Raw genomic sequence first — 14161 nt, 5'->3', positions numbered from 1 at the left:
CTCAGGTCTCCTCCGCTGCCTGCTCCACCAGCGGGATGATCCGCAGCGGAACGGGGTTCTCCATGACGATCGCCGTGGAGGCCCGGACGATGCCATCAAAACCGACGACCCGGTCGATCACACGCTGGAGATCGGCGTTGGAGCGGGCCACGAGCCGGCACATCATGTCCCCGCTGCCGGTGGTGGTGTGCAGCTCCAGAACCTCCGGCACGGTCGCCAAGTGGGCCCGTACGTCCGGCCCTTGGCCCTGCCGGATCTGGAGCGTCGCGAACGCCGTGACCGGGTAGCCGAGGGCCGCCGGGTCCACCTCCGGGCCGAAGCCGCGGATGACTCCGTTCGACTGAAGCCGGTCCAGGCGGGCCTGCGCCGTGCCCCGGGCCACGCCCAGCCGCCGGGACATCTCCAGCACCCCGATCCGCGGCTCCCGGGCCAGCAGCAGGATGATCCGGCCGTCCAGATGATCGATCGCCACAGCAGCCTCCCGGGGTGGTCATCCTGTACAGAAGGGCCGGTTCCACGGCCGCGTCACTGAACAGATTGCCCAGCAGAAAGACAAACTATTGCGCACCTTGCCGAGCAGGGAGACCCTGCGGCTATGACGCAGACCACACACCACACTCCCGACACCGCCCGGCAGGCCGACCCCTTCCCGGTCAAGGGAATGGACGCGGTCGTCTTCGCCGTGGGCAACGCCAAGCAGGCGGCGCACTACTACTCCACCGCCTTCGGCATGAAGCTGGTCGCCTACTCCGGACCGGAGAACGGCAACCGTGAGACCGCTGCGTACGTCCTGGAGAACGGCTCCGCCCGCTTCGTCCTCACCTCGGTCATCAAGCCCGCGAGCGACTGGGGCCGCTTCCTCGCCAGACACGTGGCCGAGCACGGCGACGGCGTCGTCGACCTCGCCATCGAGGTGCCGGACGCGCGCGCCGCGTACGCCTACGCGCTCGAACACGGCGCCCGCTCGGTCACCGAGCCGTACGAGCGGAAGGACGAGCACGGCACGGTCGTCCTGGCCGCCATCGCCACGTACGGCGAGACCCGTCACACCCTCGTCGAGCGCTCCGGCTACGACGGCCCCTACCTGCCCGGCTACGTGGCGGCCCAGCCGATGGTCGAACCGCCCGCCCAGCGCACCTTCCAGGCGATCGACCACTGCGTCGGCAACGTCGAGCTCGGCAAGATGAACGAGTGGGTCGGCTTCTACAACAAGGTGATGGGCTTCACGAACATGAAGGAGTTCGTGGGCGACGACATCGCCACCGAGTACAGCGCGCTGATGTCCAAGGTCGTCGCCGACGGCACGCTCAAGGTCAAGTTCCCGATCAACGAGCCGGCCATCGCCAAGAAGAAGTCCCAGATCGACGAGTACCTGGAGTTCTACGGCGGCGCGGGCGTGCAGCACATCGCGCTCAACACCAACGACATCGTGCAGACGGTCCGCACCATGCGCGCGGCCGGCGTCGAGTTCCTGAACACGCCCGACTCCTACTACGACACGCTGGGGGAGTGGGTCGGCGAGACCCGCGTCCCGATCGACACCCTGCGTGAGCTGAAGATCCTCGCCGACCGCGACGAGGACGGCTATCTGCTGCAGATCTTCACCAAGCCGGTCCAGGACCGTCCGACCGTCTTCTTCGAGATCATCGAGCGCCACGGCTCGATGGGCTTCGGCAAGGGCAACTTCAAGGCCCTCTTCGAGGCGATCGAGCGGGAGCAGGCCCGCCGCGGCAACCTGTAGCCCGCCAGCGGCTCCGGGCCGTGCCGGGTGTCACGGGGCACCTGCACGGCCCGGCCACCCGCCCGGTCCGGCCTCGGCCGCCTGCGGGGTCGGGCTTCACATCGGCCCGGGCACGGGCACGGGCACGGTCTCGTGCGCCCCGCACGGCCCGGGCGCTCGGCCGTTCGCCCGGTCGGGGCTCGGCCTTGGCCGCACGCGCGGTCCGGGCTCGGGGCCCTGCGGGGTCGGGCTTCGCATTGGCCCGGGCCCGGGCCCGGGCACGGTCTCGTGCGCCCCGCGCGGCTCGGGCGCTCGGCCGTCCGCCCGGTCCGGGCTCGGGCTTGGCCACTCGCCTGGTCCGGCCTTGGCTTTGGCTGCCTGCGGGGTCGGGCTTCGCAGCGGCCCGGGCACGGGCACGGTCTCGTGCGCCCCGCACGGCCCGGGCGCTCGGCCGTCCGCCCGGTCCGGGCTCGGGCTCGGCCGCCTGCCAGGTCGGGCTCGGCTGCGGCTGCCTGCCGGGTTGGGCTTCGCGTTGGCCCGGGCACAGGCTCGGCCCCGTGCGCCCTGCACGGCTCGGCCGTTCGCCCGGTCGGGGCTCGGCGTTGGCCGCACGCGCGGTCCGGGCTCGGCTGCCTGCGGGGTCGGGCTTCGCATTGGCCCGGGCCCGGGCACGGTCTCGTGCGCCCCGCACGGCCCGGGCGCTCGGCCGTTCGCCCGGTCCGGGCTCGGGCTCGGTCCCGGCCGCCTGCAGGGTCGGGCTTCACATCGGCCCGGGCAATGACGGGGCCTCTGGCGCCCGCCCGGTTCTCGGCGCCCGCCCGGTTCTCGGCCCCCGCCCGGCTCCCGGAGCCCGCCCGGCTCCCGGAGCCCGCCCGGCTCTCGGCGCCCGCCCGGCCCCGAGCCCCGCCCCAACCCCGGGGTCAGTCCCCGTCCATGACCGGCACCTCCGTGTCCGGCGGCTCCCCCAGCGCCTCCAGCGCCGCCCGTGCCTCGGGCACCCGCAGTGGTGAGAAGTGCGGGTTGATCCGCAGGGCCTCCGTGAGGTGCCGCCGGGCGGCCCCGTACCGCTCCAGCTCACGCTCGATCATGCCGCGGTGGTACATGTACTCCGCGCTGCGCACCCCGCCCGAGTGCTTCTCCTCCGTCGCCCGCAGCGCGAACACCAGCGCCTCCTCGTGCTCCCCGGCCCGGTGCAGCGCCCACCCCAGGGCGTCGGCGACCGCCGTCGCCGGCTGCCGTTCCCACTCCGCCCGCAGTCGCCGTACCGCGGCCCGCGCATCGCCGTGGTCCGCCTCGAACCGCCCCAGGACCAGTTCCTCGTCGGCCCCGGCCGCGGTCGCCCCGCGCACGCCCGCCCGCAGCAGGTCGTACTGCACCCGGGCCGCCTCCGGCATCCCCAGCGACTCGTACAACTCGCCCAGCTCCAGGGCGTACTGCGGGCACGGCTGCTTGGCGAGCGCCACCCGGTAGGCGTTCAGCGCCTCCGTCGTCCGGCCCAGGGCCGCCAGCGCACGGCCCTGCCCGGCCTGCGCGGCCCGCTGGTCCGGGTCGAGACGCACCGCCTCCTGGAAGTGCCGCAGCGCGTCGTCGCGGTCCCCGCGCTCCCAGGCGAGCTGCCCGGCCCGCTCCAGGTAGGCCGCCCGTTCGGCCGGGGCCCGCGCGCCCGCCGCCGCGTCCGCCAGCGCGGCCGCCGCGTCCTCCCGCCGGCCGCGGTCCCGGTAGACGGCGGCGGCCCGCGCCAGCACGGCGGGCCCGGAGCGCAGCTCCGTCAGCCGGTCCAGCATCCGCTGGGCCGCCTGGTGCTCGCCGAGGCCGGTGTAGGCGTCGATGAGCGGCGGATACGTCGTCCAGCGCCGCGGCTGGAGCCTCAGCGCCGCCTCGCCCCACCGGCGGGCGGCGGCGAAGTCCCGGCGGGCGTTGGCCAGCGCGGCCAGACCGCCCAGGGCACGGGGGTTCCGCTCCGGCCGCACCTTCATCGACGTACGCAGCGCCTTCTCGGCACGCGGGTAGTACGCCGGGTCCGCCAGCCGCCGCCCCTGCTCCACATAGGCCGCACCGAGCACCGCCCAGGACCGCGCGTCCCTCGGGTGCGTCCGCACCCGCTTCTCCCGCTCGTCGATCAGCTCCGCGAGGCCGGGCAGCGCGGCCGGGACCCCGCCCGCGACCGCCGCCATGGCCTGCGCCCCCGGCGACGGCGGAGCGGGCGGGGCGGGCCGGTCCCACGGCGGCAGCACCAGCACCCCGCCGAGCACGGCACATCCCGCGACGGAGCCGATCAGCACCCGCCGGCTCAGCACGCGCCCACCGAGAAAGCGACGTTTCGAACTCCTGCTCTCCTGTCGCTCCGGGCCCTCCTGCTGGTTCTCCATGGCGCTCACTGTGCGTCAGTACGACGACCGCACCCGGGCAGGCGAAGGGTGCCGCAGACGGGGTTCACACCGATGGCCCCGGGTGCGAACCTGTGATCATGAGCCGTATCGAAGCGCGCAGCCCCGAGGACACCGAGACGACCGGCGACCTGGTCGGCCTCCTGCTCGACGGCCTCCCCGCCGAGGCGGTCCTCACCGACTCCGACGTCACGGCCGCCTACGCCAACGACATGGCGAGCTTCTGCCCGGCCGGCACCCCGGCCGTGGTGGTGCTGCCCCGCACGGTCGAGCAGGTCCAGCACGTCATGCGCACCGCCACCGCCCTGCGCGTCCCGGTGGTCCCGCAGGGCGCCCGCACCGGTCTGTCCGGCGCCGCGAACGCCTCCGACGGCTGTGTCGTGCTCTCCCTGACGAAGATGGACCGGATCCTGGAGATCAACCCGGTCGACCGGATCGCCGTCGTCGAGCCGGGAGTGATCAACGCCGCCCTGTCCCGGGCCGTCGGCGAACACGGCCTGTACTACCCGCCGGACCCCTCCAGCTGGGAGATGTGCACCATCGGCGGCAACATCGGCACCGCCTCGGGCGGCCTGTGCTGCGTGAAGTACGGCGTGACCGCCGAGTACGTCCTCGGCCTCGACGTCGTGCTGGCCGACGGACGGCTCATGTCCACCGGCCGCCGCACCGCCAAGGGCGTCGCCGGCTACGACCTCACCCGGCTGTTCGTCGGCTCCGAGGGCTCGCTCGGCATCGTCGTGCGGGCCGTCCTCGGGCTGCGCCCCAAGCCGCCCGAGCAGCTGGTGCTGGCCGCCGAGTTCTCCTCGGCGGCCGCCGCCTGCGACGCCGTGTGCCGCGTCATGGAGGGCGGCCACGTCCCGTCACTCCTCGAACTCATGGACCGTACGACGGTCAAGGCCGTCAACGACCTGGCGCAGATGGGCCTCCCCGAGAGCACGGAAGCACTGCTCCTGGCCGCCTTCGACACCACCGCCCCGGCCGCCGACCTCGCCGCCGTCGGCGCGCTGTGCGAGGCCGCCGGCGCCACCCAGGTCGTACCTGCCGACGACGTGGCCGAGTCCGAACTGCTGCTCCAGGCGCGGCGGCTGTCGCTCACCGCGCTGGAGGCCGTCAAGGGCGTGACGATGATCGACGACGTGTGCGTGCCCCGCTCCCGCCTCGCCGAGATGCTCGAAGGGGTCGACCGGATCGCCGAGAAGTACCGGCTCACCATCGGGGTCGTCGCCCATGCGGGGGACGGCAACACCCACCCGACCGTGTGCTTCGACGCGGCCGACCCCGACGAGTCCCGGCGCGCCCGCGAGTCCTTCGACGAGATCATGGCCCTCGGCCTGGAACTCGGCGGCACCATCACCGGCGAGCACGGCGTCGGCGTCCTGAAGAAGGAGTGGCTGGCGCGCGAGATCGGCCCCGTCGGGCTGGAGATGCAGCGGGCCGTCAAGCAGGCCTTCGACCCGCTGGGCATCCTCAACCCCGGCAAGCTGTTCTGACCGGCTGTCCTCACTGGGCGAGCAGCTGGTCCAGCTCGTCGTCGAGACCGAGCTGCTCGCCCTCCGCCCCCGGCGGGACCACGCGCAGCGTGCGCTCCAGCCAGGCCGACACCGGTGCCGCCGGTGCCTCCAGCAGGGCGTCCCCGTCGGGTGAACTCAGCGCCATGAGGACGACGCCGCGCCCGTCGGCCCGGGTCGGCCAGATCCGTACGTCCCCCTGACCGCACGGCCGGAACACGCCCTCCACCAGCAGGTCCCGGGCGAACGTCCAGTGCACGGGGTGCTCGGAGGCGATGTGAAAGGTGACGTGGACGGCGTACGGGTCGTCGGAGCGGTACCCGAGCAGGGCCGGTACCGGGATCGAGCGCTCCGGCGACAGGACGAGCCTCAGCTCCAGTTCGCGTTCCACCACGGTGCGCATGGCGGTGTCCCTTCTCCTGATGGTGGCCCCGAGGGCCGGTCACGAGGGGAGAGCGGGCGGGGGCGGGAGCATTACGCGGGTTCCGGAAGTTTCTTCAGGTTGTTCGTCAGGGGCTCCCGGGGCGTAGCACATCGGTGCTCGAATGGGGTGGGTCCGGTGGGAGCGGCCGTGGGGCTTGCGCTCGTCTGATAGATGTGGAGGCCCCCAGTTGACCCCCGAGCAGATACGGGACCGACGGACATGAGCGCCCCTACCCCGGCCCCCGGTGACGACAGGCCCCGCGAAGGGTTCTACCCGGACCCGTCCATTCCCGGATATGTCCGGTACTGGAACGGTGCCTCCTGGGTGCCGGGCACCAGCCGTCCGGCGCCCAAGGAGGGCGAGACGCTCGCGCCTCCGCCCGGTGCGGGGTCCGGCTCCGCCGCCGCGGTCGAGGAGACCGGTCCGCACTTCTTCGACGAGGACCCGGCCGGGGACCCCGTCCAGGGGCCGTCCGCCGCCGACGCCCAGCACGGCAGCCGTCCCGAACCCGCGACCGCCTGGGGTGCCGACCGCTCCCGTCAGTCCGGCTTCGGCGGCGACCGGGACCGCCGTGTCGCGTGGGGCTCCCCCCAGGGGGCCCAAGGGGCCGCCGCGCAGGGATCCGACCCGAGGGTGCCGCACGCCGACCCCGGGCCGCACGCCGACCCCGGGCCGGACGGCGAGTCCACCGGCCAGGAGGCGGACGCCGCGTCCGCCGGCGGCACGTTCGTCTTCCGCCGTCCGACGGGGAAGTCCGGGGGAGGGGCGGCGGCATCCGCCGAAGCTCCCGACGAGGGCACGATGACGTTCCGCGCGGTCTCACCGCGCCAGGGCCCGGGGAGCCCGGCGGCCGGTTCCGGCCCCCAGGGCGGACCGGCGGCCTCCGGCGGCAACGCGGGAGCCGGGGGCTTCGGGGCGGCGGCGAGCAGTGGCTCGGCCGGCCCCGTCTTCGGCGGCCAGGCCGGCTCGGCGGGCTCCGGTGGCAATCCGGCCGGGCCCGCCTTCGGGGCGCAGCCCGGTGCGGCGGCCGGTTCCGGGGCCGACGCCGCGGGTCCCGGCTTCGGCGCCGGCAAGGCGGCCGCCGCCCGGGCCGCCGCCGCACAGGCGGGTGCGGGGGCGATCGGCGCCCAGGCCTCCGCCGCGGCCCCGACGGCGCTGTCCGGACCGCAGGCCTCCCCCACCGTTCCCCCGCAGTCCGGCGGACCCCAGCCGGGGGCCGCCGGCCCCCTCAGCGCGGGCCCCGGCGGCGGTCAGTCGTCCTGGGCGCAGCAGGTGCACCGGCTCGCCGGAACCGGCGACGAACAGCCCGTCGCGCCCTGGAAGCCGCCGACCGAGGACGTGTTCCAGGCGGCCGCCCGGCGTCAGGCTGCGGCCCGACCCGCCGGGTTCGGCAAGCGCCTGGCCGCCCGGCTGCTGGACACGGTCGTCCTCCTGGGCGTCACTGCCGCGGCCGCCGTGCCGCTCGGCACCATGGCGATCGACCACGTCAACGAGAAGATCGACGCGGCCAAGCTCTCCGGCCAGACCGTCACGGTCTGGCTGCTCGACGGCACCACGTCGGTCTACCTCGGCATCATCCTGGCCGTCCTGCTGCTCGTCGGCGTCGTCTCCGAGGTGCTGCCCACCGCCAAGTGGGGCCGCACCCTCGGCAAGAAGCTGATGGGTCTCGAAGTCCGGGACATCGAGGGCCACGAGGCCCCGGAGTTCGGCGCCGCCCTGCGCCGCTGGCTGGTCTACAGCGTGCCCGGGCTCCTCGTGGTCGGGATCGTCGGCGTCGCCTGGTGCCTCTTCGACAAGCCGTGGCGCCAGTGCTGGCACGACAAGGCCGCCCACACGTTCGTGGCGGGCTGAGGTACCCGGACGGGTCCGTACCCCGTCCGGCCGTCTGCCGGATGCGGAGGCGGGGGGTTCGCGGTCGACTCGGGCCATGAGCAGTGAACCGCCCCCCGGCTCCGGGCAGCAGCCCCCGGACGACGACCCGTTCAGGAAGCAGCCCCCGAACGAGCCGCCCGGACAGGGCGCGGGCTCGCCCTACGGCAGCGAACCCCCGCCGTACCAGGGCGGCGGCGGGCCGTCCGGTGGCCCCGGTAGTGGTCCCGGCGGTGGTCCCTACGGCGGGGACCCGTACGGCGGCGGCTCCTACCCCACCGACCCCCTCGCCGGCATGCCCCCGCTCGCCGACAGCGGCAAGCGCACCCTCGCCCGCATCCTCGACATGATCCTGGTGGGTGTCGTCGTCTGGCTGATCACCTGGGGCTTCGACGTCAACGAGTACGACGTGGACAGCGACCAGATCGAGGTCGGCAAGTCCTTCTGGCAGTCGGGGGTCGCCGCCGTCCTCTACATCGCCTACGACACCGTCCTGACCGCCAGGACCGGCCAGACCCTCGGCAAGAGGCTGCTGCGCATGCGGGTGGCCAACCTCGACAACGGCGACACGCCCTCCGTACAGAACTCGCTGCTGCGTGCCGCGGTGCTGTGGATCCCGTTCGCCTTCTGCTGCGCCTGTGTCTGGACCGCGGTCTGCGGTGGCTGGAGCTTCTTCGACCGGCCCTACAAGCAGGGCCTGCACGACAAGGCGGCCAAGACGGTCGTGGTCAGCACCGGTTGAGAGCCGGCGGGATCATCCGGCGGTCAGGAGGCCGCCCGCTCGCGCACCGGCTCCGGGGCCGAGGCCGGCGCGGGGACCGAGGCCCGCAGGGGTTCCACGGAGGCGGGCTGTTCCACCGTGGACCGGCGTTTGCCGGGCAGTGGCACCGTCATGGCGACCAGCAGCCCGAGGGCGAGCGCCGCGAGGGCGATGATCGCGACCCCCACGCCCGAACTCGTCTGTGACAGCAGCAGCATGGCGAGGGTCGAGAAGATCACGGTGCACGAACCGTAGGCGAGCTGTGCGGCAGTCGGACGGGGCATGGCCATCATGTCCTCGAAAGTGGGGTCCACGGGGGTGTCGGCCTGGCTTTCCGCCGCTTACCCAGCGTTCCGCCAAGTGACATTCTCAGGGGCAGGGTGCCCGAGCGGAACGGCCGGTAAGCGTGACCTAATCAACAGGTCCGGAGCACAGGGGGCGCACGGGGTCATGGTGTCCACCCAGTGGACATATGCGCGCGCCTGCTGCCAGACGGGCATGCGGCTGGTTGTCCGCAAAACGAACGTGGACTCCGCATAGTGCACTTGACCTGTCCAAGTCAAGATCTGTCTTTTCTCCTTAACCTCTAGTCAAATGTCGTCACTTGACTACACGCGTTGATCACGCGCGCGCGGACCTTCACACGACCAAGGCCCCCTTCCTTCCGCGCGCCCGGACGCGGGGGAGGAACTCAAGTGACCAGTAGACCCTGGACGTTCAGAGCGGCCGCCATCGGTGTGGCGCTCGCGGCGGCCACCGCCACCGTCTCCACCTATGCGGTGGCCCAGGCCGACGACGCCTCCGCTCCCCGGTCCACCACCGTGGACCGGCACGACCCGGCGGAGGAGCACGATGAGCACAACCTCGAAGGCCCGCTGAGCAAGACCCAGGAGGCTCAGCGCCAGGAGGCCCTGAACCAGGTCATATCCGGCAAGTCCACGGTCAAGAACCGTGACGGCTCCAAGGTCGTCCAGCTCAAGAGCAAGAAGGGCGACAGCAAGTACGTCGAGCTCGGCCGCGAGAAGACCGACAAGATCTTCACGATCCTGGTCGAGTTCGGCGACCAGATCGACAGCAAGTACGGCGGCACCCCGGGCCCGCTGCACAACCAGATAGCCAAGCCGGACCGCAAGAAGGACAACTCCACGGCCTGGCGGGCGGACTACAACCAGAAGTACTTCGAGGACCTCTACTTCGGCACCGGCAAGAACACCGAGTCGGTCAAGAAGTACTACGAGAAGCAGTCCTCCGGCCGCTACTCGGTCGAGGGTGAGGTCTCCGACTGGGTCAAGGTCCCCTACAACGAGGCCCGTTACGGCAACAACGCCTGCGGTGACAAGAACTGCCCGAGCGTGTGGAACGTCGTCAGCGACGGTCTGAACGCGTGGGTCGCCCAGCAGAAGGCAGCTGGGAAGACCGACGCCGAGATCAAGGCGGACGTCAAGCAGTACGACCGGTGGGACCGCTACGACTTCGACGGCGACGGCGACTTCAACGAGTCCGACGGCTACATCGACCACTTCCAGGTCGTGCACGCCGGTGAGGACGAGTCGGCGGGCGGCGGCGCCCAGGGCGAGGACGCGATCTGGGCCCACCGCTGGTACGCCTTCGGCACCGACGCCGGCGCCACCGGCCCCGCGGACAACAAGCTCGGCGGCGCGAAGATCGGCGACACCGGCATCTGGGTCGGCGACTACACCGTCCAGCCGGAGAACGGCGGACTGGGCGTCTACGCCCACGAGTACGGCCATGACCTCGGCCTGCCGGACCACTACGACACCACCGGCGACGGTGACAACTCCACCGGCTTCTGGACCCTGATGTCCTCCGGCTCCTGGCTCGGCACCGGCAAGAACGAGATCGGTGACCTGCCCGGCGACATGACCGCCTGGGACAAGATGCAGCTGGGCTGGCTCAAGTACGACACCGCGAAGGCCGCGACGAACTCGTGGCACAAGCTGGGTGTCGCCGAGTACAACACGAAGCACAAGCAGGCCCTCGTGGTGGAGCTGCCGAAGAAGGCGGTCACCACCGAGCTCGTCGCCCCGGCCCAGGGCGCCACCCAGTGGTGGAGCGGAAGCGGCAACGACCTCAAGAACACGCTGACCCGGTCCGTCGACCTGACCGGCAAGAAGTCGGCGTCGCTGACCCTCGACGGCTGGTACGAGATCGAGGCCAACTACGACTACCTCTACGCCGAGGTCTCGACCGACGGCGGCGCCAACTGGGCCGCGCTCGACGGCACGGTGGACGGCAAGCCGATCCCGCGTGACGGCAGCGACAAGCCGGCCCTGACCGGCACGGTCGACGGCCACAAGAAGCTGGCGTACTCCCTGGACGCCTACGCGGGCAAGAAGATCGACCTGCGCTTCCGCTACCAGACCGACGGCGGCCTGGCGATGAAGGGCTTCGCGGGCGACCGCATCACCGTCACCGCCGACGGCGCCGCCGTGTTCTCCGACGACGCCGAGTCCGCGGACGCGGCCTGGACGGCGAAGGGCTTCTCCCGCATGGGCGCGTCCTTCACCAAGGACTACGCGCAGTACTACATCGCCGAGAACCGCCAGTACGTGTCGTACGACAAGACCCTCAAGGTCGGCCCGTACAACTTCGGCTTCTCCACGACCCGTCCGGACTGGGTGGAGCACTACCCGTACCAGAACGGTCTGTTGATCTGGAAGTGGGACACCTCCCAGGCGGACAACAACACCAGCGTCCACCCGGGCACGGGTCTGCTGCTGCCCGTCGACGCGCACCCGAAGGCCATGAAGTGGTCGGACGGCACGCTGATGCGTAACCGGATCCAGGCCTACGACTCGCCCTTCAGCCTCTACGGCACGGACGGCATCAAGCTGCACAACGCGGACGTCGCGACCAAGATCAAGTCGTCGAAGGGGGTGTCGGTCTTCAACGACCGGAAGAACACCTACTACGACGAGACGAACAAGACCGGCGGCGTCAAGATCACTGACACCAACACCAAGATCAAGATCATCAAGGAGGCGAAGGACGGCTCGACGATCGAGCTCGAGGTCGCCCCCGCAGCGAAGTAAAACGCGTTTTCCCAGCTCAGAGCGTGATCGGCGGTGACCCCCTGGCGGGTCACCGCCGATCCGTGTTTAGGTGCGTCCTGTGGTTCTCTTATTGACACCGACCGACACGGGGGGATGACCGCATGGCCGCAGGAGGCTTCTGCAAACTGCCGAACGGCACGGTGGTGGTGGCACTGAACCTGCCCAGTCCCGCCGCCGACGGCCCCGGCTGCGTCCGCGTGCTCGTCCACTCGGCCAACCGCGCCCGAGCCCTGACCAGGCTCCGCAACCTGGGCCTGCGGGCGGTCTACCTGCGGGGCAATGCCGCGCCGCCGACGCCGGACGAGATCACGGCGGTCCTCCACCACCCGGACGGGCTGATATGGCGCACGGCCCCCGACAACGGTGTCGTGGGCAGCCCCGAGCTGGTCCAGGAGCTGTGGCGACCGATCAGGGCACTGCTGAGGCGCCCGACGGCGCGGACGTAGCGATGTCGGCGCGGGCCACCGCGACGGTGGCGGTGACCCGCGTCCGGGCCGCTTTCCGGCCGGCCGGGGCCGGCGCTCTCGCCGGCGCCGCCGCCCCTGCTACTTCTTGCGCTGCTCGGCGCTCTCCTTGGCGGCGGCCACCGCGGCCGCCTTCTTCAGGTCGGCGACGGTCGTGGTGAATTTGCCCGGACGGCTCCCGCCCGAGTTCTTGCGTACCTTCTCGGCTTCGGTCGCGGTGAGCGCCACGATGCTGGAGGCGGCCGGCTGGACGGTGCCCTTGCCGAGGACGAACACTCCCTGGTTCCCACCGACGGGGATCCAGAACGTGGGCACCGAGGTGATGCCGGGGTGGTCCCCCGCGGCGAGCTGCGTCAGGTAGAGGGCGTACTGCTTGCCCACGCTGATCGGTGTGGTGCCCTCCATCGACACGGCGTCGGTGTCGATGTTGCCGACGACGATCTCGTCACCCTCGCTGACGCCGAAGCCGCGCTTCATCATTCCCGAGACCCGCACCTTCAGGAACACCATCGGCATGCACTGGGCGTCGCCAGGAGGGTCACCCGCGATCCCGGACGGAGTCGCCGTGGGGTCGGGCACACTGCTGGCCGATGGGTCGGGGTTGGTGTCGACACTGTCCGCGGCGGTCGGGTCGATGGTCGGCTCGGTGGTGGGCTCGCCGCCCTCGTCGCACTCCTTGGTCTGCACGCTCAGCACGGCGCCCGTGATGGCGATGTCCGAGGCGGTGGTGACCTCCTCGGCGCTGGCGTACTGGGCGTAGTCCGCCTCCACGTGGTCCTGGCCGGCGCTCTGGGACGACGACCCCGGGCCCGAGCAGGCGGTGAGGCAGGCGAGGGCCAGGCCGACGGTTACGGCGGGCACGCGCATGGTTTTCTTCATCGTTTTCCTCGCTCGCCGTCAGTACTTCGCCTTGACGCCCTGGACGTCGTCGTACCAGGGCCCGTCGCCGCCACAGCCGAACTTCCCGGTGCCCTGGCGCATGACGGCCGGGCCGGGGTTGGAGCAGGTGAGGGAAACGTGGTTGAGGCCGTAGGCGTGGCCCAGTTCGTGCTCGGCCACGATCTTCTTCTCGCGGGCGGACAGGCCCCCCATTGTGCGCGTATTGAAGGAGATCTGGACCTCGTCGTAGGACCAGTAGCCGGCGGTGCAGCCCTTCCATGTCGCGCGCGCCCAGTCGCTCCAGGCGTAGGACTTGTCGCGCACCTCGATCTGGGGGTCGCTGTTGCTCTTCTCGTACCGGAAGAAGCCGGGGGCGCCGGTGTCGTCCCAGCGGCCCTGGGCGCTGTTGAAGGCGTTGTAGTAGGTGCTGCTCACGCTGTAGTAGCGGTACGAGATCGGGTCGTTGCCGCCCACGCCCCAGAACGAGCCGCACAGGTGCGAGTACGCCTGCGCGGGAGCGGCTGTGGTGAAGTGCGCGGCGAGAAAGCCGGTGCACAGCAGGAAGACCTGCAGCAGGCGTATGTATGCCGATCGTCTGCGCTTTCCGCGCGTCCGTAGAGCCGTCGCCATCAATGTGACTCCTGAACAGTCCTCGAAGACATGGGTGTATTGCGGATGTGAATGCTCGAGGAACGGCGCCCTTTCGGGCGCGCCTGTAGAAGCCGGATTTCTCGTACGGCTGACGATCTTCCCCCGTCCCCCTGGCTGCGCAGATAGTACACAGCTCCTTCACTTGTTGACCATGGATTATCCAGGGGAAAGTGCGGCGGACCGAGGTGAAGAGCGATACGGAATGCAAATTATTCACTTGTGAAGATGGGGCAATTGGGCTTCGCGAAAAGGGGTGAAAGCGCAGAACGATGCATGAAAATGGCCGGGCAAAGCGCTTTGAGGCGCCTTACCCGGCCAGAGGTGAACGGCCTAGGTGTGCTGTCCGGGGACGTTGGTGACGGGCGACACGCCTTGAGCGGTCCTTGAACGAGGTGAGGGCCTCTGGTTTCGGTGTGGATTGCGAC

12 protein-coding genes are annotated in these 14161 nt (G+C 71.3%); 6 read left to right on the top strand and 6 right to left on the bottom strand.

The features are described 5' to 3' along the window. Window position 1: 1 nt before the first annotated feature. Window positions 2-472, bottom strand: coding sequence for an Lrp/AsnC family transcriptional regulator (locus ACFZBT_RS29050; RefSeq protein ID WP_221756102.1), 471 nt, complete (start codon window positions 470-472; stop codon window positions 2-4). 123 nt (window positions 473-595) lie between these two features. Between ACFZBT_RS29050 and hppD the strand changes: the two genes are divergently transcribed. Further along, window positions 596-1741, top strand: coding sequence for a 4-hydroxyphenylpyruvate dioxygenase (hppD, locus tag ACFZBT_RS29045; RefSeq protein WP_391109468.1), 1146 nt, complete (start codon window positions 596-598; stop codon window positions 1739-1741). An 899-nt stretch (window positions 1742-2640) separates the two neighbouring features. Here hppD and ACFZBT_RS29040 read toward each other — a convergent pair. Next, entirely contained in the window at window positions 2641-4089 is a 1449-nt protein-coding gene (locus tag ACFZBT_RS29040) for a tetratricopeptide repeat protein (protein WP_391109465.1), read from the bottom strand. Between the two features lie 92 nt (window positions 4090-4181). On the opposite strand from ACFZBT_RS29040, the gene ACFZBT_RS29035 reads away from it, so the two are divergent. Continuing rightward, window positions 4182-5597: an FAD-linked oxidase C-terminal domain-containing protein gene (locus ACFZBT_RS29035; protein ID WP_391109463.1), complete on the top strand. Its 1416-nt coding sequence runs from the start codon at window positions 4182-4184 to the stop codon at window positions 5595-5597. Between the two features lie 10 nt (window positions 5598-5607). Here the strand turns inward: ACFZBT_RS29035 and ACFZBT_RS29030 are convergent, their stop codons facing one another. Continuing rightward, window positions 5608-6018 carry an SsgA family sporulation/cell division regulator gene (locus ACFZBT_RS29030; protein WP_391109461.1) on the bottom strand — a complete coding sequence of 137 codons (411 nt, stop codon included), beginning with the start codon at window positions 6016-6018 and terminating at the stop codon, window positions 5608-5610. Between the two features lie 240 nt (window positions 6019-6258). Here ACFZBT_RS29030 and ACFZBT_RS29025 point away from each other — a divergent pair, with 240 nt between their 5' ends. Together ACFZBT_RS29025 and ACFZBT_RS29020 are read left to right on the top strand one after the other, a co-directional pair. Continuing rightward, complete coding sequence (locus ACFZBT_RS29025) at window positions 6259-7890, top strand: RDD family protein (RefSeq protein ID WP_391109459.1); 1632 nt, start codon at window positions 6259-6261, stop codon at window positions 7888-7890. 76 nt (window positions 7891-7966) lie between these two features. Then, window positions 7967-8650, top strand: a complete 684-nt coding sequence (locus tag ACFZBT_RS29020; protein WP_391109456.1) for an RDD family protein — start codon at window positions 7967-7969, stop codon at window positions 8648-8650. Window positions 8651-8673: 23 nt separating this feature from the next. Here the strand turns inward: ACFZBT_RS29020 and ACFZBT_RS29015 are convergent, their stop codons facing one another. Beyond that, window positions 8674-8958, bottom strand: coding sequence for a hypothetical protein (locus ACFZBT_RS29015; protein ID WP_391109709.1), 285 nt, complete (start codon window positions 8956-8958; stop codon window positions 8674-8676). A 405-nt stretch (window positions 8959-9363) separates the two neighbouring features. On the opposite strand from ACFZBT_RS29015, the gene ACFZBT_RS29010 reads away from it, so the two are divergent. Continuing rightward, a complete protein-coding gene (locus ACFZBT_RS29010; protein WP_391109452.1) occupies window positions 9364-11721 on the top strand; it encodes an immune inhibitor A domain-containing protein in 2358 nt (785 codons plus the stop codon). Window positions 11722-11843: 122 nt separating this feature from the next. Next, complete coding sequence (locus tag ACFZBT_RS29005) at window positions 11844-12188, top strand: hypothetical protein (RefSeq protein WP_391109450.1); 345 nt, start codon at window positions 11844-11846, stop codon at window positions 12186-12188. Between the two features lie 99 nt (window positions 12189-12287). On the opposite strand, the gene ACFZBT_RS29000 is transcribed toward ACFZBT_RS29005, so the two are convergent. Both ACFZBT_RS29000 and ACFZBT_RS28995 read right to left on the bottom strand, forming a co-directional pair. Continuing rightward, complete coding sequence (locus ACFZBT_RS29000) at window positions 12288-13085, bottom strand: hypothetical protein (protein WP_391109447.1); 798 nt, start codon at window positions 13083-13085, stop codon at window positions 12288-12290. A gap of 18 nt (window positions 13086-13103) precedes the next feature. Beyond that, complete coding sequence (locus tag ACFZBT_RS28995; protein WP_391109444.1) at window positions 13104-13715, bottom strand: hypothetical protein; 612 nt, start codon at window positions 13713-13715, stop codon at window positions 13104-13106. Between the last annotated feature and the right edge of the window lie 446 nt (window positions 13716-14161).

This window comes from Streptomyces sp. NPDC008137 (assembly GCF_042957035.1).
Taxonomy (GTDB): domain Bacteria; phylum Actinomycetota; class Actinomycetes; order Streptomycetales; family Streptomycetaceae; genus Streptomyces.
Note: the sequence above shows the minus strand (reverse complement) of the source record. Positions and strands in the feature narration are given on the sequence as shown.

Excerpts from the sequence above, each read along its gene's own strand:
- ACFZBT_RS29005 (WP_391109450.1), top strand. The coding sequence starts at position 11,844 with ATGGCCGCAGGAGGCTTCTGCAAACTGCCGAACGGCACGGTGGTGGTG.
- ACFZBT_RS29030 (WP_391109461.1), bottom strand. The coding sequence starts at position 6,018 with ATGCGCACCGTGGTGGAACGCGAACTGGAGCTGAGGCTCGTCCTGTCG.
- hppD (WP_391109468.1), top strand. The coding sequence starts at position 596 with ATGACGCAGACCACACACCACACTCCCGACACCGCCCGGCAGGCCGAC.
- ACFZBT_RS28995 (WP_391109444.1), bottom strand. The coding sequence starts at position 13,715 with ATGGCGACGGCTCTACGGACGCGCGGAAAGCGCAGACGATCGGCATAC.
- ACFZBT_RS29015 (WP_391109709.1), bottom strand. The coding sequence starts at position 8,958 with ATGGCCATGCCCCGTCCGACTGCCGCACAGCTCGCCTACGGTTCGTGC.
- ACFZBT_RS29025 (WP_391109459.1), top strand. The coding sequence starts at position 6,259 with ATGAGCGCCCCTACCCCGGCCCCCGGTGACGACAGGCCCCGCGAAGGG.
- ACFZBT_RS29020 (WP_391109456.1), top strand. The coding sequence starts at position 7,967 with ATGAGCAGTGAACCGCCCCCCGGCTCCGGGCAGCAGCCCCCGGACGAC.
- ACFZBT_RS29000 (WP_391109447.1), bottom strand. The coding sequence starts at position 13,085 with ATGAAGAAAACCATGCGCGTGCCCGCCGTAACCGTCGGCCTGGCCCTC.
- ACFZBT_RS29040 (WP_391109465.1), bottom strand. The coding sequence starts at position 4,089 with ATGGAGAACCAGCAGGAGGGCCCGGAGCGACAGGAGAGCAGGAGTTCG.